Annotated in this window: 20 protein-coding genes; 11 read left to right on the top strand and 9 right to left on the bottom strand. The window is 58.6% G+C overall.

Annotation, left to right across the window (positions count from 1 at the left end):
* The 11 genes from truD to A0251_RS12555 form a co-directional block, all read left to right on the top strand.
* A partial coding sequence (gene truD / locus A0251_RS12505; protein WP_062817192.1) for a tRNA pseudouridine(13) synthase TruD occupies positions 1–816 on the top strand: 816 nt, incomplete at its 5' end.
* A gap of 38 nt (positions 817–854) precedes the next feature.
* Complete coding sequence (locus A0251_RS12510; RefSeq protein ID WP_062817193.1) at positions 855–1,517, top strand: protein-L-isoaspartate(D-aspartate) O-methyltransferase; 663 nt, start codon at positions 855–857, stop codon at positions 1,515–1,517.
* A gap of 181 nt (positions 1,518–1,698) precedes the next feature.
* On the top strand, positions 1,699–2,607 hold the full coding sequence (locus tag A0251_RS12515) for a DUF368 domain-containing protein (RefSeq protein WP_062817194.1): 909 nt from the start codon (positions 1,699–1,701) through the stop codon (positions 2,605–2,607).
* An 87-nt stretch (positions 2,608–2,694) separates the two neighbouring features.
* The gene (locus A0251_RS12520) at positions 2,695–3,495 is read left to right on the top strand and encodes a peptidoglycan DD-metalloendopeptidase family protein (protein ID WP_062817195.1); all 801 of its coding nucleotides are present in this window, start codon (positions 2,695–2,697) and stop codon (positions 3,493–3,495) included.
* Positions 3,496–3,523: 28 nt separating this feature from the next.
* Positions 3,524–4,444 carry a cation diffusion facilitator family transporter gene (locus A0251_RS12525; protein WP_062817196.1) on the top strand — a complete coding sequence of 307 codons (921 nt, stop codon included), beginning with the start codon at positions 3,524–3,526 and terminating at the stop codon, positions 4,442–4,444.
* A 118-nt stretch (positions 4,445–4,562) separates the two neighbouring features.
* On the top strand, positions 4,563–5,192 hold the full coding sequence (locus tag A0251_RS12530) for a hypothetical protein (protein WP_062817197.1): 630 nt from the start codon (positions 4,563–4,565) through the stop codon (positions 5,190–5,192).
* The gene (locus tag A0251_RS12535) at positions 5,189–6,727 is read left to right on the top strand and encodes a GMC family oxidoreductase (protein ID WP_062817198.1); all 1,539 of its coding nucleotides are present in this window, start codon (positions 5,189–5,191) and stop codon (positions 6,725–6,727) included. The genes A0251_RS12530 and A0251_RS12535 overlap by 4 nt, the downstream gene beginning before the upstream one ends.
* A gap of 512 nt (positions 6,728–7,239) precedes the next feature.
* Complete coding sequence (locus A0251_RS12540) at positions 7,240–7,836, top strand: hypothetical protein (RefSeq protein ID WP_062817199.1); 597 nt, start codon at positions 7,240–7,242, stop codon at positions 7,834–7,836.
* A gap of 9 nt (positions 7,837–7,845) precedes the next feature.
* Positions 7,846–9,444 (top strand): GMC family oxidoreductase N-terminal domain-containing protein, encoded by a 1,599-nt coding sequence (locus A0251_RS12545; protein WP_062817200.1) that lies wholly within the window; start codon positions 7,846–7,848, stop codon positions 9,442–9,444.
* A gap of 213 nt (positions 9,445–9,657) precedes the next feature.
* On the top strand, positions 9,658–10,815 hold the full coding sequence (locus A0251_RS12550) for an iron-containing alcohol dehydrogenase (RefSeq protein ID WP_062817201.1): 1,158 nt from the start codon (positions 9,658–9,660) through the stop codon (positions 10,813–10,815).
* Positions 10,815–11,246, top strand: coding sequence for a thioesterase family protein (locus A0251_RS12555; RefSeq protein ID WP_062817202.1), 432 nt, complete (start codon positions 10,815–10,817; stop codon positions 11,244–11,246). The genes A0251_RS12550 and A0251_RS12555 overlap by 1 nt, the downstream gene beginning before the upstream one ends.
* A gap of 168 nt (positions 11,247–11,414) precedes the next feature.
* On the opposite strand, the gene A0251_RS17415 is transcribed toward A0251_RS12555, so the two are convergent.
* The 9 genes from A0251_RS17415 to A0251_RS12600 all read right to left on the bottom strand — a co-directional run bounded on the left by A0251_RS17415 (position 11,415) and on the right by A0251_RS12600 (position 20,677).
* Complete coding sequence (locus tag A0251_RS17415) at positions 11,415–12,392, bottom strand: AgmX/PglI C-terminal domain-containing protein (RefSeq protein WP_062817203.1); 978 nt, start codon at positions 12,390–12,392, stop codon at positions 11,415–11,417.
* The gene (locus A0251_RS12565) at positions 12,389–12,889 is read right to left on the bottom strand and encodes a biopolymer transporter ExbD (protein WP_062817204.1); all 501 of its coding nucleotides are present in this window, start codon (positions 12,887–12,889) and stop codon (positions 12,389–12,391) included. Before A0251_RS12565 ends, A0251_RS17415 begins: the two co-directional genes overlap by 4 nt.
* Entirely contained in the window at positions 12,886–13,416 is a 531-nt protein-coding gene (locus tag A0251_RS12570; RefSeq protein ID WP_062817205.1) for a biopolymer transporter ExbD, read from the bottom strand. Before A0251_RS12570 ends, A0251_RS12565 begins: the two co-directional genes overlap by 4 nt.
* A 43-nt stretch (positions 13,417–13,459) precedes the next feature.
* Positions 13,460–14,149, bottom strand: a complete 690-nt coding sequence (locus tag A0251_RS12575) for a MotA/TolQ/ExbB proton channel family protein (RefSeq protein WP_062817206.1) — start codon at positions 14,147–14,149, stop codon at positions 13,460–13,462.
* Positions 14,150–14,289: 140 nt separating this feature from the next.
* Positions 14,290–14,577, bottom strand: coding sequence for a hypothetical protein (locus tag A0251_RS12580; protein WP_062817207.1), 288 nt, complete (start codon positions 14,575–14,577; stop codon positions 14,290–14,292).
* A complete protein-coding gene (locus A0251_RS12585; protein WP_082810878.1) occupies positions 14,577–15,329 on the bottom strand; it encodes a tetratricopeptide repeat protein in 753 nt (250 codons plus the stop codon). The genes A0251_RS12580 and A0251_RS12585 overlap by 1 nt, the downstream gene beginning before the upstream one ends.
* Positions 15,310–18,249, bottom strand: a complete 2,940-nt coding sequence (locus A0251_RS12590) for a tetratricopeptide repeat protein (RefSeq protein ID WP_231874232.1) — start codon at positions 18,247–18,249, stop codon at positions 15,310–15,312. Before A0251_RS12590 ends, A0251_RS12585 begins: the two co-directional genes overlap by 20 nt.
* A complete protein-coding gene (locus A0251_RS12595; protein WP_062817208.1) occupies positions 18,246–20,162 on the bottom strand; it encodes a lipopolysaccharide assembly protein LapB in 1,917 nt (638 codons plus the stop codon). Before A0251_RS12595 ends, A0251_RS12590 begins: the two co-directional genes overlap by 4 nt.
* Complete coding sequence (locus A0251_RS12600; RefSeq protein WP_062817209.1) at positions 20,159–20,677, bottom strand: hypothetical protein; 519 nt, start codon at positions 20,675–20,677, stop codon at positions 20,159–20,161. Before A0251_RS12600 ends, A0251_RS12595 begins: the two co-directional genes overlap by 4 nt.
* Positions 20,678–20,783 lie beyond the last annotated feature (106 nt).

Here is a 20,783-nt window from a genome sequence, read left to right on the forward strand (position 1 = left end):
GCCGTGGGGTACAGTGGACTCAAGGACAAGCATGCCATTACCCGCCAGTGGTTCAGCCTGCACCTGCCGGGCAAGGACGATCCTGACTTTGTCTGGCCTGAAGGACTGCGGCTTTTGCAGGGGATACGGCACCGGCGCAAGCTGAATCGGGGTACCCACCGGGCCAACGGCTTTGTGCTTCGCGTTACCGGTTTTCAGGGTGATCGTCAGACTGTGGAGCAGCAACTGGCGACCATTGATCGCCAGGGCGTGCCGAATTATTTCGGCGAGCAACGCTTTGGTCGTGGTGAAGGCAATCTGGTTCGCGGTACAGCATGGTTGAGTGGCGGCGAAGCGCCCCGCAAGAAAGCCCTGCGCAGCTTATGGCTGTCAGCAGTGCGCAGCGACCTGTTCAATCGTGTGCTGGCCGAGCGCGTTGAACGCCAATGCTGGGACCGGGTACTGGCTGGCGACCTGCTGCAGCCGGAAGGCAGTCGTGGTCTGTTTCCGGCGGACGAGGATCCTGACGCCGGGGAAAGGGTGATTGCCGGTCAGGTTCATCCCACCGGCCCTTTGCCGGGGGTGCCGGGCATGGCATCATCTGGCCCTTGCCGGGAACTGGAGCAGCAGGTGCTTGCTCCGCATGCCACCGTTATCCACGGCCTGTGCAAGATGGGTGTTGACGAAGCTCGTCGGGCCACACGCTTGCCGGTACGGGACTTGCAATGGTCCTGGCAATCGGAAAGGGAAGGAGAAGCGTGTCTGGAGCTGGCGTTTACGCTGCCTACAGGCGCTTTTGCCACGACAGTGATGGCGGAAATTATAAAGCCTGAATAATCCGCCGAGAGGCAAATCCAGAGGCAAAAGAAGTACAGATGGATATCCAACTTAGTGGCATCGGCATGACCTCTGCACGGACCCGGGATCGTCTGGTGCAGCGGCTACGCGATGCCGCCATCAGTGATGAGCGGGTACTTGATGCCATTCGCAATACTCCACGTCACCTGTTTATTGAAGAAGCCCTGGCTCACCAGGCCTACGACGATACCGCGCTGCCCATCGGCCACGGCCAGACCATTTCCCAGCCGTGGGTGGTGGCACGTATGACCGAATTGTTGATCGCTAACGGCAGGCCCACCAAGGTACTGGAGATTGGCACTGGCTGTGGTTATCAGACCGCGGTGCTGGCCCAGTTCTGTGATGCACTTTATTCCGTGGAACGGATCCGGCCGTTACAGGATCAGGCGCGCAAGCGGTTGATAAAGCTGGGCCTGGCGCGGGTACAACTCAAACATGCGGATGGCGGTTTCGGCTGGAAGAGCGAAGCGCCTTTTGATGGCATTCTCGCCGCCTGTGCCCGTGCAGAAATTCCCGATGATTTGTTGTCACAACTGGCAGACGGCGGTCGTCTGGTGATGCCGGTGGGTGGTGACCGTCAGCAGATCCTCACGGTCGTCGACCGCGACGGAGACAAGTTTCATGTGCAATCACTGGATGCGGTCCGCTTCGTGCCGTTCCAGCGTGGGGTAATGCGATAAGGCAGCTACAAGCTTCAAACTGCAAGCTACAAGGCGCGACCAGAATGGAAATTAGCGAATAAGCATTGCCCGCGGCCAATCGTCTGGAGCGCGGAATCTGGTGGCGATGAAACTACAATACTGAGCCCGTGTTGCAGCTTGAAGCTTGTAGCTTGCGGCTTATCAACAACGCAGGGGCAACATGATCCGACCCGGTATTTTTTTTCGCGGCATGGCCATGGGCGCGGCCGATGTGGTGCCCGGTGTGTCTGGTGGCACCCTGGCGTTGATCACGGGCATTTATGAAGAGTTGATCGATACCTTGGGGGGGCTGACACCGCGCCTGCTGAAGGTGTGGCGCCAGCAGGGTTTCATGGCGTTCTGGGTCCAGGCCAACCTGACTTTTCTGATCACCCTGTTAGCGGGCATCGTCACGAGTATTGCCCTGCTGGCCCGCCTGATAACCTGGCTGCTGGATACCCATCCAGTGCCGGTATGGGCCTTCTTCAGCGGCCTGATTCTGGCCAGTATCTTTCTGGTGTTAAAACCCCTGCAACAGCGAGGGGGCGCTCAGGTTATGGCTTTTCTGGCAGGCACCGCCGTGGCCGTTGCTATCGGCTTGGCCCCCGCCCTGTCGGCAGTGGGGAGCGGCGCCACGGTGTTTTTCTTCAGTGGCATGCTGGCTATCTGTGCCATGATCCTGCCCGGCATTTCCGGCAGTTTTATCCTTCTTTTACTGGGAATGTACCAACCGGTGCTGGAGGCCGTGAAGCAAGGTGAGATACCGTTGTTGCTGGCTTTTATGGCCGGCTGCGCCATCGGGCTGCTGAGTTTTGTGCATGTGCTTAAATGGACCCTGCACCGTTACCACGACACGGTAATGGCGTTGCTCGCCGGGTTTATGGCCGGTTCGCTGCTGAAACTGTGGCCCTGGCGGATAGCGGAAGGTGAGGGTGTGGCTGATCGCTGGCTCACACCCGCGCAATACGCCACCCTGACCGGCGAGGGGTCGCAACTGGGACTGGCCCTGTTGGCCGCGCTGCTGGCGTCCGTGCTGGTGTGGCTATTGTATCGGCTGGCGCCGGTGCATAATGTTGCGCAGGGCTCGTAGCCAATGCATTTCGGTACCGCGGGCGGGTACCCTTACGACGGAGTGGGTAATGGTTTGCCAACAGGCGACAGGTAGCAATTCCTTCTGATGCGTACCCTGGCGACGGCATTGATATTCCTGATGGTCAGCGGCTGCAGTGCGCGTAATTTCGCGCCGGTTGTTGATATCTACGGACAAGAGCCGCGAACCAGCAAGGTAACGGCGGGGACCCATGAAGTGCGTCGCGGCGAGACGCTTTACTCCATTGCCTGGCGTTATGGCTGGGACTATCGAGAGCTGGCCCGCGCCAACCGCATACCGGCGCCCTATACCATTTATCCGGGGCAGCGAATTTCCCTGGCCTTGAAAGCGCCCGCCAGCGGTGGCTCCACTTCGTCAACCGGCAACAGAAAACCGGCAACGCAAGCGGCAAGCAAACCTCAACGCCAACCCGTCAGTAAGCCGGAACCGGCCAAGCCGCAAACCCCGCCTGCCTCCAAACCGTCTGATACTGCTTCTGCCGGCTCCACGGTGGGTCCGGTGAGCTGGCGTTGGCCAGCAGGGGGCCAGGTTGTGGAGACCTTTTCCAGTGCCAACCATGGTCGCAAGGGGATTGCTATTTCCGGTAAAAACAACAGCCCGGTGGTGGCAGCCGCAGACGGCCGGGTGGTGTATCGCGGCAGCGGCTTGACCGGGTACGGCAATCTGCTCATTCTCAAGCACAGTGATCGCTGGTTAAGCGCCTACGCCCATAATGACAAGATGCTGGTGAAAGAAGGCGATGCAGTGAAAGCCGGACAGCAAATCGCCGCCATGGGAGCCACCGGTACTTTCCGGACTCAGCTGCATTTCGAGATTCGCAAGGACGGCAAACCCGTGGATCCGCTCCTCTATCTGCCGAAGAAATAGCCTCCATGGTCGCTAACGGAATGCATTCATGACCAGTGAAAACCGCCGGGAACATCGCCTGTTGATGATCGCCGCACTGGCGTCAATCGTCACCGCGTTGCTGCTGATTGCCGCCAAGACGGTGGCCTGGCTGATGACCGGGTCGGTGAGTCTGCTGGCATCCCTGGTGGATTCGGTGATGGATTCGCTGGCCTCGCTGATCAATTTCTTTGCCATTCGCTATTCCCTGGTGCCCGCGGATGAGGAGCATCGCTTTGGCCATGGCAAGGCGGAAGCCCTGGCGGGTCTGGGGCAGGCAATTTTCATTGCCGGCTCGTCGTTATTCCTGATCCAGCAGTCCGTTTTCAAATTGATGGATCCGCAACCGATTGAGCAGAACGCCGTGGGGGTCGCGGTGATGGTTTTTTCCATCGTGCTGACTTTCGGACTGCTGCTGATCCAGAAATTCGTGGTCAGAGAGACCGGTTCAACCGCCATCGAGGCGGATTCGCTTCACTATCTGTCAGATCTCTCTGTCAATGCAGGGATCATCCTGGTGCTGGTGGTCAGCCAATACGGTTTTCTGTGGCTGGATGGGGCCATGGGGCTAGTGATAGCCCTGTTTATTCTTTACAGCGCCTGGTCGATTGCCGGCGAGTCCATCCAGTTGCTGCTGGACCGTGAGATACCCGGTGATGTGCGCGATGTGATTGGCGCCATTGTGGCGGAGCATTCCCCGGCATTGGGTTTCCATGACCTGCGTACCCGCCAGTCTGGGCGCACCCAGTTTATCCAACTGCATGTGGATATGGATCAGAACCTGTCATTGCGGGAAGCCCATGATCTGGCCGAACGTATCGAGCGGGGAATCCGTCAGGCTTATCCGGCGGCGGATGTGATTATCCATCAGGATCCGGTGGCGGTGGGCCCCAGCGTGCCGGTGTCCCGTCCAGAAAAAAACGATTCCTGATCCCTGTTTACCGGCCAATTGTTCTGTGCGGTCAAGTCTCCCTGTCTGAGTAAACACATTGTATTCATGTGGTCTTTTGAGTAGCTTCAAGGCTGTATTTTTGCGTTGAGGACAGACCATGAAAAGCCAGCTTCAGGCGCGGCGGATTTCCGCCATGTGGCAACAGGGCATGGCCCGCCGACGGTTTCTGAAATGGGGCCTGCTGGGCTCTGCCGGCGTGGCTGCGGTGGCCGCCGGCGGCTTTGCCTTGCTGCGCCGTTCTCCCCTGGACCAGCAATCCTCACCGGCCTGGGCGAAGGGCCTGTCCGATGCGGAATACCATCTTTTCAATCGTGCCCGGCAGGTGCTGTTACCCGTTGACGGCACAGCGTTGCTGCCCAGCGAACAGGTGCCAGTGGTGCAAAATGTGCAAACCCTGTTGGGGCACCTGCACCCGCTGACACGCAAGGAGGTAGCCTCCGGTCTGGGTCTGTTCGACAACGCTGCAGTGCTGACCCGGGGCAGTCGGTTTGTGGACCTGAATGATGAGGATGCCCGCGCCTATTTCGATAGCTGGGGGCAGGGCAATGTGATCCAGCGAACCTTGGCCACCGTGATCAAGCAACTGGTCTACAGCGCTTATTGGCAGGACCCTGCCACCTGGCCGCCCACCGAGTTCGATGGCCCGGTGAGTGACAAGTGGGGGTTGGCGTATCTGGGCAATGCACCCCTGCCGGAGAGTGTGGCTGACGGGGAGGCACGGGCATGAGCGAAGTGAAATGGCAGGCATCCGGTTTGCGTGTTCACCAGGCCAGTGATGTCACCCGTGACCAGCTGCAGCTGGACGCCGATGTGGTGATTGTCGGTTCCGGGGCGGGTGGGGCGGTGAGCGCCTATGAACTGGCCAAACGAGGTTTCAAGGTAGTGGTACTGGAAGCGGGTCCGTATGTGCCCTCGAAAGACTTCACCGAGAACTTTACCGACAGCCTGGATACCCTCTATCAGGATCACGGTGGTCAGAGTAACAATGATGGCGATTTGCTGGTCTTGCAGGGGGCCTGTGTGGGCGGCTCCACCGTGGTCAACGGTTGTGTCTGCTTCCGTACCCCGGATTTCATTCTTCAGGACTGGCAGCGGGATTTCGGGCTGAATGAACTCACCGTTGACGAACTGGCGCCGTACTTCGATGAAGTGGAAAAGAACCTGGCGGTTCATGATAACGGTGAGCACGAAATCCCCCGGCATGGTCGCCTGATTCGCGCCGGCGCCAACCGACTGGGCTGGTCGGTGAAACCTCTCAAGCGCAATATCCGGCAATGCGGGCTTACCGGTCATTGCCTGTCCGGCTGCAAAACCGAACGCAAGCAATCCATGCTGGTCACCTATCTGCCCTGGGCTGCGGCCCATGGCGCGCAGATTTATGCGGATACCCGGGTGGAAAAAATCCTTACCCGTGACGGCAAGGCCAGCGGTGTGGAGGCGATCATCACTGGCCGCGACGGGGCGGTGGCGGCAACCTTGACGGTGTCTGCGCCCCGGGTCATCCTGGCCGCCGGGGCGGTTCAGACTCCCTTGCTCCTGCTCAAGAGCGGACTGGCTAACCGGTCCGGTCAGGTGGGCAAAAACTTCGCCTGCCACCCCTCATTGTATGTGCCGGCCCGTTACCCGGAGCCGGTATACCCCTGGCGGGGCGCCATGCTGGGGGTCTATGTGGATGAGTTCATGCATCCGGACAAGGGCGGTTTTGTGCTGGAAGATGGGGGAGCAGGGCTGGTGGAGCTGACCATGGCCGCAGAACCCGGCACCGGCAAACCGTTCATGGACTACATGGCAAATGCCAAGTATCTGGCCGGACTGGTTACCCTTATCCACGATCATAATGTGGGCAGCATTGAATGGGATGGCGAGCGCAAAAAAATCAACTACAAGCTCAGTGATACCGACTTTCCTTCCATGCAGCGGGCGTTGAAAGCCGCTGCCCGGTTGCACCTTGCCTCCGGGGCGACCGAAGTCTATGTGCCAGCCAGTGATCAGCGGGTTATCCGTAGTGAAGCAGAGATTGATAGTCAGGTGGACAGCCTGGAAAACCTGCCTCAGCACCTGCGTATGGTCAGCTACCACCCGCAGGGTACCTGTCGGATGGGAGCCGATCCGGCGCAGAGCGTTGTCGCCGCCAATGGCCAGACCCATGATGTGCCAGGCTTGTACGTGGCAGACGCCAGTGTGCTGCCCACTTCCATCATCGTTAACCCGCAGATTACCGTGTATGCCTTGGCGACACGGATTGCCCGCCAGATGGCCTGACTCAGGTCCTGCGACCCGACCGGGAAATGCCTGACAGGGGGGCAGGCTGTTCCCGGTCATCGGGGAGCCTCTTAATCCCCCCTTGAATGCCCGGTCTGGATGACCCGGGAGCATGGGCTGAGCACGACAGAGCCAGGGCCTGCTCTGAAGGGCCCATCGGCTGCGTGCTGTCGCCGGGAACGGGAACCACCGGCATCCTTCTGGCCACGCTGAGTACCCAAGGGGTTATTCAGGGCTCCCAAGGGCTTTGGCGTTTGTAACGGTTTGTTATAGACTGGGGTCTGCGTCCGTAGCCTCATGGCGATGCCTGACGTAAGCCGTTGCCGTTACAGTAAATTTTCTTCAGTCGGTTGTGTTCCCAGATACGCCGCTTGTTCATGAAAGGCCTGTGACAACAACGTCTTCGCCATGCATCCCCGCTAGGGCCACGGATTCGGATCGCTAAAAAATTACCGCTCCACCAATAACAACAAGGGCCCAATGGACGCCGGGCCTGCCCAGGAGAGGGTTCGATGAATAACAACAAGCGTGCGCCGCTGCCCGGCTTCCTTGCCGGCCTGGAGCCGTTGAGCCGCCGCAGTTTTCTGCGTAGCTCCGTGCTTGCCAGCGCTGCAGTCACTTCCGGTTGTGCCAGCATGTTCGGGCGCAGAGACGCTCCGCAGACGCTGCAATATCACAGTCTCAATCAGGATGAAGCCCGGGTTATCAGCCGCCTCACGGAAGTGATGCTACCCACGGCTCAATACGGACTGCCGTCCAGCACCGAGGTTGTGCCCACCGTCAAAAACGTGGATGCCATGGCGCAGCGGATGCCTCAGCAGACCCGTGAGTTGCTTGGTCTCGGGATCTGGGTATTCAACAATCGGCCAATGGTCAGCTTCAAGTTCAGTCAGTTCACCTCCCTCTCCGACGACAAGGCCCTGGATTACGTCAACGCCATGCAGGAAGGCTCCTTTTTCGAGCGAGGCCTGATGACCACGTTGAAAGCGCTGGTGGCGTTGAACTATTGGCGTGATGAGCGCACCTGGCCGGGACTGGAATACCACGGTCCGGTAACCGAAGTATGGGGCGTGCGACGCCTCGGTAATGCGCCGTTGCCGCGAGCCTGAGGGGGAATTATGGCTTTTGTACGTGTCGCCCGTGACGGTGTCCCTGTCACCGAGGCAAAAGATGTGGCCCTGGACGCAAACCTGGGCAAACGGTTCACCCTGAAAACCGATGTGGTTGTGGTTGGTTCCGGCGCGGCCGGTTCCATTGTCGCCTATGAAATGGCGAAAGCCGGCCGGGACGTGTTGGTGCTGGAATCCGGTCGCTATTACCCCAGCTCCAAGTTTACCGAACACCTGGGCGATACCATGACCCAGATCTATCAGGATCAGGTTGGCCAGGTGAATACCACTGCGGACATCATCTTTGTCCAGGGGGCCTGTGTCGGTGGCTCCACGGTGATCGGCGCTTGCGTGATGGAAGAGCCTGGCGATGAGGTACTGGATCGCTGGGCCAGCGACTATGGTCTTGAGAACCTGGCGGCGAAAAAATTCCGCCCCTATCTGGATGGGGTGGCCGACCAGTTGCAGATCCACATCAATGAAGCGCACGAAATCAACGCCTGCGCCCACAAGGTGATTCAGGGCTGCGAGAAAATGCAGTTTTCCTGGAAACCGGCCCAGCGCAACGTGAAACAATGTGCCCTTACCGGGCACTGTCTGGCAGGCTGCCCCTCCGACCGAAAAATGAGTTCCCTGGTGACCCATCTGCCATGGGCGGCCGCCCATGGCGCGCGGATTTTCTCGGATACGGAAGTGGTCCGTGTGCGCACCCGTGATGGTCGTGCCCGGGGGGTAGAAGCGCGCATTACCGATCCCGACAGCGGCGCCCACGTGGCTGACATGCAGGTGGATGCGGACATGGTGGTACTGGCCGCCGGGGCTATCCATACGCCACTGATCATGCAGCGTAGCCAGCTGGCGGATCGCAGTGGTCAGCTGGGTCGAAATCTGTCTATTCAGCCTTTCACTCAGGTTCTGGGCAAGTTCAAGGAGCCGCTCTATGGCTTCCGTGGAGCACTGGTCGGCGTGCAGGTTGACGAGTTTACCCGCAGCGATGGTTACACCATTTTCTCCGGTTTGGCTGAACCGGAATCCCTGTTGGCTCAGGGTGACATGAAGGCGGGCAAGGCCCATATCGACTTCATGAAAGACTACAAGTACTACGCCGGTGTAAATGCCTTCAGCACCGACCAGGGCAGGGGATATGTGGAATGGTCCGGGGATGCCTACAGCGGTGACAAGACCATCCACTGGAATCCCAACCGGGAAGAATTCAATAACATGAAGGCTTCCGCCGCCCTGGCAGCACGTATTTTCTTTTCCGGTGGTGCGGAAAAGGTTTACATGCCGACGTTCCAGAATCTGGAGGTGGATTCCGTGTTCGCCCTGGATGAAACCCTGGAAAAGGTGGATTACGGTCTGAAGGGCATGTACACCTTCCGGGCCAACAGCTTCAGCCCCCACGGAACCTGTCGCATGGGAGCTGATCCCTATGAGGCGGTGGTGGCTCCCACTGGCCAGGTCTATGGCACTGCGGGGTTGTTCGTGGCGGATGCCAGCCTGATTCCGGCGCCCATGACCGCACCGATTCAGTGGACCGTGCAGGCCCTGGCCCAGTACGTCAGTGACCAGATCAACGAAAACGCACACAATTACTTTATCGGTTGACCGCTAACGGCTCGGGACAACCGTGTCCCGGGCCTGCCTTCCTGTCCGATTCCGGTTTGATTCTGTTAACGCCATTGTCTCGGGTGAAGCGGATTTTTGGCGTGCGTCGACAGGCTGGCGCGACGCAAAATGCCGCTCCCACGGCGTCATCCGCCATCCCCGCCTGTGCTAGCATTGATGCCTCAGTCGGCACGTTTTTTCAGGAGAGTCATCATGCCGGGTTTCGAATTCGCAACCACCCATCGTGTGCTGGTAGAGGCGGGTGCTGCCGGCCGTCTGCCGGCCCTCTGTCAGGAGCGCGGCGCCAGTCGGGTACTGCTTGTCACGGATCCGGGTATTCGCAGCACGCCACTGCTGGAACCGGTGGAAGACAGCTTTCGTCAAGCGGGTATGCCGCTGACCGTCTTTGATCAGGTTAGCGCTGATCCGGCAGATACCATTGTGCTGGATGCCGCACGGCAGGCGAAGGAAGCGAAAGCAGATCTGGTGATTGGCTTCGGTGGCGGTTCCTCCATGGATGTGGCCAAGCTGGTGGCGTTGCTGGCACACCCGGATGCCAGCCAGCAATTGTCGGATATCTATGGTGTGGGAATGGCAACCGGACCCCGCTTGCCGCTGATACAGGTGCCAACCACGGCGGGCACCGGTTCGGAGGTGACTCCGGTGGCCATTGTCACCACCGGTGCCACCACCAAGGCAGGTGTGGTGGCGCCATCGTTGCTGCCGGATCTGGCGGTGCTTGATGCAACGCTGACCCTTGGCTTGCCGGCCCATGTGACGGCGGCCACCGGTGTGGATGCCATGGTTCATGCCATTGAGGCCTACACCAGTGCCCACAAGAAAAACCCCTATTCGGATATGCTGGCCCGTGAAGCACTACGCCTGCTGGGGGGCAACCTGGTGACCGCGGTGAAAGAGGGCGACAACCTGGCGGCCCGGGAAGCCTGTTTGCTGGGAGCGATGATGGCCGGGCAGGCGTTTGCCAATGCACCGGTGGCCGCGGTCCATGCGCTGGCTTATCCGCTCGGTGGCCATTTCCATATTCCCCACGGACTGAGTAATTCCCTGGTGTTGCCGGAGGTGCTGAAATTCAACGCCACCGTGGCGGCCCCGCTGTATGCGGAGTTGGCGCCGATTCTCAGCGACCGCCCCTTCGCGGATGCCAATGACGGTGCCCAGGCGCTCATAGCAGCCCTGGAGGCGATGATCGATGCGGTTGGCTTGCCGGTGCGTTTGCGCGATGCCGGCGTCACTGAAGAGAGCCTGGAAACCCTGGCATCGGATGCCATGCTTCAACAGCGCTTGCTGGTCAACAATCCCCGGGACGTTTCCGAAGCGGATGCGTTGGCAATCTACAAGGCGGTGTACTGATGGCAGAGAAAGGGAGCCGGCCTGAGCGCGGCGAGTATGGTTATCTGTGTCCCGTTGACAGTCGCTGGAGCGATAACGATATCTACGGTCACATCAATAATGTGGTCTATTACAGCTATTTCGATTCCACCATCAACCGTTACCTGATCGACGAGGGCGGCCTGGATATTCACGATGGGGAGCAGATTGCTTTTGTGGTGAGCTCGGGTTGTGAATATCTGGAAGCCGCTGCCTATCCGGATTCATTGGTGGTGGGCATGAAGGTGGAAAAACTGGGCAGCAGTTCGGTGCGCTACGGTCTGGCCCTGTTCGGGGCTGAAGGGCCGGCGAAGGCCACCGGCTTTGTGGTTCACGTTTTTGTCAACCGGGAAAGCGGACGGCCGGTACCGATCCCGGCGTCGTTGCGCGCAGCGCTGGAGGCGCTTGCCTGACAGGCAGGCGCGTTTTGACTTTGGCAGCCACCCAATGGTGTCTGGGATAGGGTGCAGTTCGCCTGAGGCTCAGTGCACCCTGCGCATTAACAGCCAGGACGAGGTTGCCCCATCACAAAAAAAGCCCGGCCTTTTGAGCCGGGCTTTTTTTGTGGCTGATCTTCAGGATCAGTTCGGGAAGAAGTTCAACTTGTAGTCTCCCTTCCAGGTTTCCACATTCATGGCACCGAAGTTCATGCCTTTGGCAATCAGCATGATGCGTCTTTCCAGTTGGCTGTCGCCCAGCTGGCTGGATTTCACTTTCACATCCTGTACCTCGCCGCTGGGGGCAATCACCAGGTAGAGCACGACAGTCCCCTGCAGGGCAGGGTTGCTGCGCAGCGCCCGCTGGTACTGACTGTTGAACTTGCCAGCGTAACGGTCGAATACGCGACGTAGCTGCTCCTGGGTGCGGCGGCTCTTGCCGTCACTGCCCTTGCGGGTGGTGCTGGCTGCCTGACCGGATTCGGCGATCTTGCTATCCACCTTGCCGCCGCCAACCGTGCCGGCCGACAGGGTGCCGCCACCGCCGCCACCGCTGGATGCTCTGGCGGTGGCAATTCCTCCGGAGCCGGCACCGGCACGCTTGCCGATCAGGTCACGTTCGGCCTTGGCGGCGCTATCCCCACCGGTACGCAGGTTGTCGCCGGCATTGACCAGGGGACCGATATCATCCAGCCCGGCCAGTGAGTCTCCCAGATCTTCTTCCAGCTTGGCCTGGGCTTTTTCCCGTGCCTGTTCCCGTTCCACCTCAGCAGGCCGTGGTTCCGGTTCTGGCTCAGGCTTGGGTTCCGGCTTTGGCTCTTCCGGTTCGGGCTTTTCTTCAGGCTCTTCTTCCTCAGGTTCGGGCTCCGGTTCGGGTTCTGGCGGTGGCGGTTCTTTTTGTTTTTCAAGAACCAGCTGTGCCAGTCGTTCCGGGATTTCCTGCTGTTCTCGCGGATCCGGTTTTTCAATGGTCACTGATTCCACCACGATCATCAGCAGCAGCGACAGAATCAGCAAAATGACAATGATGCCGTACAGTCGCCGGTCTTCCCCCTCTTGTTTGTCCCAGGGCAGTGAGCCATCGATGAGTATGCGCAGCGTGTTATTGTTTTTCTGCGTCATTCAGACTCCTCCTCTGCCACTTTCAGGACAGCAAAGGCGACCTTGGTATAGGGCGTTTCCATGCAGCTGCGCATCAGTTTCTTGATCACTGCATAGGGCACATCCCGGTCAGCCTGAATCATGACTTCCCGCTCTTCTTCCGAATCCAGGGCAAGTGCCCGGGAAGCCCGGAATTTCAGCTCTTCTACCAGAGCCTCAACGGTGCGCTCTTCCTGTGCTCTTACCGCCTGGGTATCGGCAATCTTGCGCCCATCAATCACCACCGAGGAGGGGCTCACCTGAATAATGAGCACATCGTTAGGCAGTTCCTGAGCGGTGGATTCCGGTAACTGGATATCCTGATCATCCGGCAATTTGGCGGCATTGTTGTTATTGACCAACAGAAAGATCAGCAGGATGGTGAAGATATCCATCAATGCGGTCAGGTTCAGGGTGGCAACCATCTTGTGGCGACCATGGTGTCGTGCCATACGGCGTGCGCGGGCAGACTTTTTCATGCCTCACCTCCCGCTGCCGCAGTCTGATCCTGGGGTGCCGAGCCAATGCTGATACTCGGGAACAGCTCTTTCTTGATGGTCTGGCCATTGATCTGCGTGTTGTAAAGACGCACTGCGTCCATGGTGTGGATCATCACCTCATAGGGGGTGTCATCCTCACAGAGCAGGGTAATGGCTGTCTCTTCAGGGAATTTCTCTTTCAGGGTGACAAGATAGTCGTGCAGGGCTTTACTATCGTGTTTGTCCCCCTGGTTATCGACAATTTTCAGTACGGCACTGGTGTTGCGGTCCACCACTTCATAGCGGTTACCGTAAATCAGTACTTCGAGTACCAGTTTGTCTTTTTCGTCGTCTTCCGAGGGAGTGCTGCTGTCATTCACCGCGGGCAGATTCAACTGCAGGATGGAGACCTGCGCGAAGACCGCGTTGATCAGCAGAAAAGGAATCAGCACTACCATCAGATTCAGAAAGGCAGTGATGTTCAGTTCCACATCGGTGTCGCGCGAACGTCGTCTGCGAAATCGCATACCAGATCCTTACACCAGATTGGCGAAAACAAGAAAATACGGCTTATTGGCCGTCGTTCTTGCGCTCTTGCTGGGCAGAAACCTGGCGGAAGACGTTAACGAATTTCACCGAGGCCATTTCCATGCTGTCCACCAGTTTGCCGGCCATGGCGTTGATAAAGGCAAAGGCCAGAAGCATGGGGATAGCGGCAATCAGGCCGAAGGCGGTGGTGTTCATGGCCACGGAAATGGAGGCAGACAACAGATCGGCTTTCTGTGCCGGGTCGGCACTGGCTACGGCGGTAAACGCGCTGATCAGACCCAGAATCGTCCCCAGCAGGCCGAGCAGGGTGGCGATGTTGGCAAAGGTGCCGATGTAGGGAGTACGGGCTTCCAGGCGCGGGATGATTTCCATCAGGCCTTCTTCCATGGCCAGTTCGATATCGTCGTGACGCTTGGCAGTCTTGGCTCGCTCAAGACCATAGCCGATCACCTTGGCCATGCCGGTATTGCTGTTACTGACCACATCCAGGGCCTGACGGAATTGGCCCTTGGCGATCAGCGGGTAAACATCTTTCCAGGTTTTCTGGTTCTTTGCCTTGGTGGCCTGGAGGTAAATGATACGTTCCAGGGACAGGGCTAGGCCCAGTGCCAGGACAACCAGAATGGGATACATGAAGAAACCGCCATCCTGAATAAAGGTGATTGCGGTCTCAACAACGCCGGTGTTCTGCGCGGTGGCGGTGGTGGGCATGGACTTCTCCTGCGGTATACCTGTTAGAGTTATTGTTTCCCATGCGACATTGCCCGGACTCGGGTTGCCGCACCTTCCCCAAAGTGCCAATTTTTATCAGAAAAAAGGCGTGGGTGCATCTAATGATATTGATGGATGTGTTATTTCAGGAACAGATCGTCGTTATCCGGCTCCTGATTCAGTAGCTGGTGATACTCGATTTCCCGCATCAACACCTCCTGATCAAGGGGTTCCAGAACCCGATTGAGCAGGGACGAGGTGGGATCTTTCTTCTCCAGCTTCACCTCACGGTCTTTCCAGGGCACCACATTCAATACCGTGGGGGCTTCCTGGGTGCCGATCACATTGGTTGACGCTTCCTGTCCAGTGTCATCAGCCTGGCTGACGCAGGCACAGGCGAGGGCAGCCATGACGAGTAATAGTCGCATCAGTTCAGTTCTCCATTCTTGTTCCCGGCATCCTGGTTTGCCACTGGCTGGGCGGGGGACTCCGGCGCCCGGCGTTGCAAGTCCACAATCCAGTTGGCGACGTTCTCATCGGGCTGTTTCTGTAGATTCTGGTAGGCCTGGAAATGCTTCAGTGCCAGATTCAGATCCTGCAAGTAGAGCTCGGCGAGCACGGCCATGTTGAAATGGGCACGGGCATATTTTGGATCCAGAACCAGCGCCCGTTCGTAATGAATGCGCGCATCATCGAACTTTCCCTGTTCCCGCAACGCCAGGCCAAGGCCATTGTGGGCATAAGGGTTTGCATCGTTGATGGCCAGGGATTGTTCGAAGGCCTGCTGTGCTTTGGGGTAGTCCTCCTGTTCCATGTAGATCAGACCCACATTGAGCGCAGGACCGGACAGTTGCGGAAAACGCTCACTCAGTGAGCGAAACATCACCAGGGCTTGCTTGTCGTTGCCAGCCATTCGTGCCTGCAGGGCACGGGCATATTCCGCCATGGCCTGCTCGGCGATCTTTTCCACCTTGGGGTCATGGGGGACTGGCGGAATATGAATGGCGTCACTGTCGGCGGCAGCACCACCGTCTTTCTGTTGCTCATATTTGCTGGTGCCGCCTTCGCCGGAGCCTTCCAGTCCGAGGCCGCCCTTGCTGGCACAACCTGACAGCACCAATGCAGCGAGCAATGCGGTGGCCGCGCCCAGGCGGCCGCGATCAGTAAATAATGTCCACATAGCTTTCTACCTGTTCAAACTTCGCATAGCGGCCGGGAATCAATTCTGCCAGGGCACCAAAACTTTTCTTTACCCACTGGTCATAGATGTCATCAGTCACCAGGTTGGTATTGGCGATAAGAATATCGATGGCCTGGTCCTCGTAGGGGAAGGCCTTGTCCTCCAGAAGCATGGTGTACTCTTCCAGCTCCAGTTCATCCAGGCCTTTGGGGCGTTCGGATGCGATCAGATCTCGGGCCAGAACCCGGTACATCTCACCAATCTTGTAGTTGGCGGCGGTGGCGTATTCTGCCACACCGATATCGGCGACCGCCTGATAATCCGCAAGGGCTTTTTTCATCACATCGGTCTTGGCGGCCAGTGAGGTCTTCAGGGGTTGGCTGAGCGAGATACGCTTGAATTCCTGGAAGTTGGGCTCTGCCAGCGTAAAGCTGGCGTAGGCGGCCAACCAGGCAACCCGGTCGTTGGCCTCGTTACCGGCTTCCCGGTAACTGGTGACCAGTTGTTGCAGCCAATATGTTTCCCGTTCGCTGTTGCCGGTTTTCCGGTTCAGCTCCACCAGCCGGAACTGGGCCTCAGAGCGGAAATCATAGGGCTGTGGCCATTCCTGCAGGTATTGCTGATAGAGGGCGATGGACGCCTGGGGTTGTTCGGCCCGGTCCTGCATTTCTGCCGCTTTCCACAATGCCTGGCGGGACAGTTCCGGATCATCACTCTTGTAATTGGCGGCGATCAACTGCAACTCGCCGGCGGCCGCTGTGTAGTTGCCTTCTTTCTCGTAGGCAATGGCGAGCTTGTCCGGAATGGTGTCGGTCAATGGATCGTCGGGATAGCGTTCGCGGAAGGCTTCCAGAACCGGGATTGCAGCGGTGCTGCGCCCCTGATTGATGAACAGGGTCGCGGCATCGAATTCTGCGTTCTTGCGCACCGCCGCTTCCGGTACTGTCTGGCCCACCCGCAGGAAGGTGGCAGCAGCGATATCCAGATTGCCTTGTTCCTGCTGCTGCTCGGCCTGGCGGTAAATGCTGACGGCGAGTTTTTCCCGGTACAGGCTGCGCTGTTCGGGGGACATCTGCATATCAAGCAGTTTGCCATAGGCCATTTCCGCCACCTTGAAGCGACCCAGGTCGAATTCGCCATTGGCAATGGTGGCCCACCCGTAGCGCATTAGCTCGGCAGAAGGCGGCGGCTGGCGGTTGACCAGAATACCGGCGGTCTTGACCGCACCTTCCACGTCACCCAGTGCCAGCTGATCCTCGGCGGTGTCATGCAGCACATTGGGGACTTCCGGGTGCGCGGGGAAGCGTTGGCCGTATTGCTGAGCACTGGCAATTTTCTTTTTCCGCCAGGCGTTTTCCTGTTCGGCGTCCGGATTGCCGTCGAGAATTTTCTGGTAGGCAACCAGGGCATTGAAGGCGGCGTCTCCCCCTTTCTCGTAATCCGGGTATTGATAGGCGGTGCGTTCAAACTCGCTGATGGCGGTGGCGTAGTCCTCTGCGGCGTAGAGCACTTCCGCATAGCGGTGATTGACCTTGCCCTGATCTTCGCTGGCTGGCGGGGTATTCAGATATTCCTGGTACCAGCGGGCCGGCTCGCGGTAATCCGCGGGCTTGCCTGATTGCTGGGCGAGCACATGGTGGTATTCGGCCAGGTCAAGAATATGTCCCTTGAGCAGCGATACATACTGTTCGCGAATGTCCGGGTGGCGTCCCCAGTAATCGCTGTTGATGCCATAGTGCTGGATAAACTTCTCTTTTGCCGGAAGCACCAGGGTAGGGAAGCCGCCTTTCTGATAGGCCTCGATCTGCAGGCTGGAGAACTCCGGCGCCAGGGTCGAATCCGGATACACCTGAACGAACATATCAAAGGCTTCTGCCGCATCCCGGAAACGCTCCTGGCCAAGATAGACCTGGCCAAGAGAGCGGTAAATCGCCGGTTCATAGTCCCGGTTGCCGTTGCGGGCAAACCAGTTTCTCACCGAATCCGGACCATCCAGATTACTGAAGGCCAGGCTGACCACGCGCTGGGTATCAGTGAACAGCTTGTTTTCCATGCTGGTGTCGTCAGCCAGTTCGCTGCTGCCGTTCAGATTGTCCAGCAGGGTGAAGAAGCTGCCCTGGGCCAATTCATAGTCACCCAGTTTGTAATGGCTCCAGCCTCGTTTGTAGAGCGCCTGGTTATAGAATTCATTGTCGGTGCCACGCTTTATCACGTCCGCGTAGGCCTGTTCTGCGTACTCATAGTCGCCATCGGAAAACAGCATTTCACCGCGGCGGAACTGGGATTCCAGGGCCCATTCACTGTTCGGGTATTGGCTGACCAGAGCGTCCAGACTGGCCTGGGCCTGCTCCAGGTTGCCATCCATGGCATAGGCCTTGGACAGCAGGTAATAGGCTTCGGCCCGTTGGCCGGGATCGTCGGTACTATTGAGCAGCTCCTGATACAGGGAAATGGCGGTGTCGTAGTCCACATCATGGTCCGCCAGTGAGGGTGCCATGGTGCCGGCCAGATCCAGCAGCGCCATCTTACGCTCGTTATCCGGGGTGGTATTCACCTGTTCCATGGTGTTGTCGTAAACCACCTTGTCCACTTTCTGTTCCAGATCACTGTCATCCTCGCTACCCATTTCCTGTTCGGTAGCCGATGTCAGTGCCAGGTCCGCCATGCGACGCAGGGTTTTGGCCCGGCGTTCCGGATCATCAAACAGTTCGGCAGCCTGGCGATAGCTGTTCAAGGCATCCTGGGTGCTGGCGCTTTCCAGTTGCTGCTCTTCAATGATGATGTCGGTACTTTCCAGATCCGCCAGGGTGGTCCCGCCGAAGCGAGCCTGTTGTTCCAGGGTGCCGTTTTGTGGGGCAGACGCGCAGCCGCCCAGGGCAATCATTGCGGCGGCCAGGCCATGCAGGCGAAATCGGGTCACGATCCTTTCCTCTGTGTACTGCCGTCGGATACCGAAGAGTCCTGCAGGCGAGCAACGGCCAGATGGGCCTCGGCCAACTGGTCGGCCAGTCTTTGCTGGTTGGCGAGCAGAAGCGCAAGGGCGTCGGCTTTCATGCTCTTTTCCAGAGCCTCGAGTGTGTCTTCGGTAAGACGTTTTATTGTTTCAATTCGCTGGGTTTGCCCGGCCAGTCGCTGGCCCAGGTCGTCCCGTGTGCGCAGGGTGGCATCACGTATTTGCTGTTGCACAGCAGCGATTCGTTCGCCAAGCACGCTGCTTTCTTCCCGTAATTGGGTAGCAGCTTGCTCCTGTTTTTCCCGTTGTTCTATCGACTGGTGGGCAATATCCCACAACAACAGGCCGCGAACCTTGCGCAGCCTCAGTGCATTGGCGTGGGTGGAGCCGGGCAGCGTGCCGAACTGGCGAGCCAGGGCATCCACTTTTTTCCACATAACAGCCTGTTCCGGGGTGGCCACGTCCGCGGGGTTGCTCATGTCGACGAAGTTGGGGATGGCGGCGGAGACCCGGTCGCTGGCCATGGCCAGCTGTTCCTGGCGGCTCATGTGACGGGTCATTTCCCCGCGCACATGGGGCAGATTGCGACTCAGGCGCTGTTGCTGGATTTGGTGGGTTTCCTGGAGCGCAGGCAAGGCCTGCTGCCAATTTTCTACCATGGTCTTGATCTGGTGGATCTGCCGGTAGTGCTCGAATCGCTGGGCGAAGTCGTTGCTGGAAAAAAGCTTGTACAGATAGGAAAGCTCACTGCCCTGGGCAAGATCGCCGCTGTTGGCCGGCAGCAGACCGGTCTGGTTGCGATCCTCCGGTAACAAGGCCTCTGACCAGCCCGGCTTGGCGATATTATCGATGGCCCGCTGGACATCCTTCAGGGCCTGGCGATATTCGGCGGCGGCATATTGGTAACCAGCCAGCGCCTGGGGCAGCCCGCCCAGCTCTTCATAGGCGCGCGGGGCAAGCATCAGTGCTTCCTGGACGGACGGGTGGCTGCTGTTGCGCCGAACGGCTTCCAGCCACAGGGGCAGGGCACGCTTCACCTCGCCGGCCCGGTAGTTTGCCAGGCCCAGAGCCAGCAGGGCATCTTCGGAAAAGGGGCCATCGCTGCGTACCTGACGCAGGTCGGCGCGGGCGCTTTGCAGGTTGCCTTCGCGTAGTGCCGTCAGGCCAGCAGCCAGAGCTGCCCGGTCACGCAGGGCGAGCGCCTGATCGGAACTGCCTCCGGCCTCCAGCAGGGATTTCAGCAAGGCCACTCCCTGATCGCGATGACCACCACGGATCAATGCCACACCCATGTTATAAGTGGCATAGCGGCCTTCGTCCGTGCTGAGGGGGACCGAGTGCAGGTAATCCAGGGCGCCGGTGAAGTCTTCCTCGGCCATCAGGATATTCGCCAGCATCAGGCGCCGCCGGGCGTCGTCAGCCGGGTCCAGGCCTTCCACGTTTTCACCGTCGAGGATCATGGCGGCTTCTGCCAGATTGCCTTCGCGGTAGTGTAATGCGGCTTTATGAAGCCAGGTTTGCGCCCGGGTCCGGCTGAGAATGTCCTTTTCCAGAAGCCGGTTGAAGATCACCTCGGCCTTGCCAGGCAGGCCGTAAGTGACATACAGGTCACCCAGCAGCAGTTCCGCGTAATCGGTATCCTCGTTGAACAGCGACAGCTCCTGATTGACCAGAAGCTTGTTGATCGCATTGAAATTGGCGTGTCGATAGTAGTCGAACATGACCTCGCCAAAGGCCAGATAACGATGTTCTTCCATACCAAGCGGAACGGGGCCTTCGTTGATATCATCGAAAAACTCGACCTTGGCCGCCTGGGCAGGGGATAACAGAGTGGCGAAGCACGCCGCGACCAGCCACCGTTTTCGCCGCCGCTGTATCATTGCTGGTTCCACTCACGGAATTCAAACTTGTGTTGCTGCTTGTTCAGGTCATCCACCACCTGCATTTCCACCATTTTTTTGCCAGGTCCCTTGGTAAAGGTATAGCTGGTGGTCTTCTGGTAGTCCTTGCCGAGGGGGTCGTAGCCGGTAATGGTGGCTTCCATCACGTGACGACCACTGGCCAGGTTGCCGGTGTAAAGGCGCTGGATGCCCCCTTTGGTGAGGGCTTCGAATTCCTGGTCGCTGTAGAAATGGTAGCCCACATGCTCGCCATCAATGGTCAGATTGATATCAACCAGGCGAATGGGCGTGCCCACATCCACGGACACGAAGATACTGGTCTGCGGGCTGGCGTAGAGCAGCTCCTGTTCCAGAAGGGTCAGGTCACGGTTCAGGTCCAGCGCTTCGCTTTTCAACTGGCGGATCTGTTCGGACAGACCGTCGTCATCAGCGGCGCTGGCGAACGAACACAGGCCGACAAGGAAGGCGCCGCACAGGGGCAAGATTGCTTTCATGGGGTGGCGATCGCTTTATGTTGTTGTTATTGGCCGGTAACCCGGCTGGCGTAATGCCTAGTTGTAATCAGAAGAATGGCTTAAATCAAGGGGAACAGTCAGTCAT

The organism is Alcanivorax sp. NBRC 102024, from assembly GCF_001602235.1.
Classification (GTDB): Bacteria; Pseudomonadota; Gammaproteobacteria; order Pseudomonadales; family Alcanivoracaceae; genus Alcanivorax.

Bases quoted from the DNA above. Each gene is read 5' to 3' on its own strand.
- A0251_RS12515 (WP_062817194.1), top strand. From the start codon at position 1,699: ATGATCCGACCCGGTATTTTTTTTCGCGGCATGGCCATGGGCGCGGCC.
- A0251_RS17415 (WP_062817203.1), bottom strand. From the start codon at position 12,392: ATGACGCAGAAAAACAATAACACGCTGCGCATACTCATCGATGGCTCA.
- A0251_RS12530 (WP_062817197.1), top strand. From the start codon at position 4,563: ATGAAAAGCCAGCTTCAGGCGCGGCGGATTTCCGCCATGTGGCAACAG.
- A0251_RS12600 (WP_062817209.1), bottom strand. From the start codon at position 20,677: ATGAAAGCAATCTTGCCCCTGTGCGGCGCCTTCCTTGTCGGCCTGTGT.
- A0251_RS12580 (WP_062817207.1), bottom strand. From the start codon at position 14,577: ATGCGACTATTACTCGTCATGGCTGCCCTCGCCTGTGCCTGCGTCAGC.
- A0251_RS12545 (WP_062817200.1), top strand. From the start codon at position 7,846: ATGGCTTTTGTACGTGTCGCCCGTGACGGTGTCCCTGTCACCGAGGCA.
- A0251_RS12595 (WP_062817208.1), bottom strand. From the start codon at position 20,162: ATGATACAGCGGCGGCGAAAACGGTGGCTGGTCGCGGCGTGCTTCGCC.
- A0251_RS12535 (WP_062817198.1), top strand. From the start codon at position 5,189: ATGAGCGAAGTGAAATGGCAGGCATCCGGTTTGCGTGTTCACCAGGCC.
- A0251_RS12540 (WP_062817199.1), top strand. From the start codon at position 7,240: ATGAATAACAACAAGCGTGCGCCGCTGCCCGGCTTCCTTGCCGGCCTG.
- A0251_RS12585 (WP_082810878.1), bottom strand. From the start codon at position 15,329: ATGTGGACATTATTTACTGATCGCGGCCGCCTGGGCGCGGCCACCGCA.
- A0251_RS12525 (WP_062817196.1), top strand. From the start codon at position 3,524: ATGACCAGTGAAAACCGCCGGGAACATCGCCTGTTGATGATCGCCGCA.
- A0251_RS12565 (WP_062817204.1), bottom strand. From the start codon at position 12,889: ATGAAAAAGTCTGCCCGCGCACGCCGTATGGCACGACACCATGGTCGC.
- A0251_RS12555 (WP_062817202.1), top strand. From the start codon at position 10,815: ATGGCAGAGAAAGGGAGCCGGCCTGAGCGCGGCGAGTATGGTTATCTG.
- A0251_RS12570 (WP_062817205.1), bottom strand. From the start codon at position 13,416: ATGCGATTTCGCAGACGACGTTCGCGCGACACCGATGTGGAACTGAAC.
- A0251_RS12575 (WP_062817206.1), bottom strand. From the start codon at position 14,149: ATGCCCACCACCGCCACCGCGCAGAACACCGGCGTTGTTGAGACCGCA.
- A0251_RS12510 (WP_062817193.1), top strand. From the start codon at position 855: ATGGATATCCAACTTAGTGGCATCGGCATGACCTCTGCACGGACCCGG.
- A0251_RS12550 (WP_062817201.1), top strand. From the start codon at position 9,658: ATGCCGGGTTTCGAATTCGCAACCACCCATCGTGTGCTGGTAGAGGCG.
- A0251_RS12520 (WP_062817195.1), top strand. From the start codon at position 2,695: ATGCGTACCCTGGCGACGGCATTGATATTCCTGATGGTCAGCGGCTGC.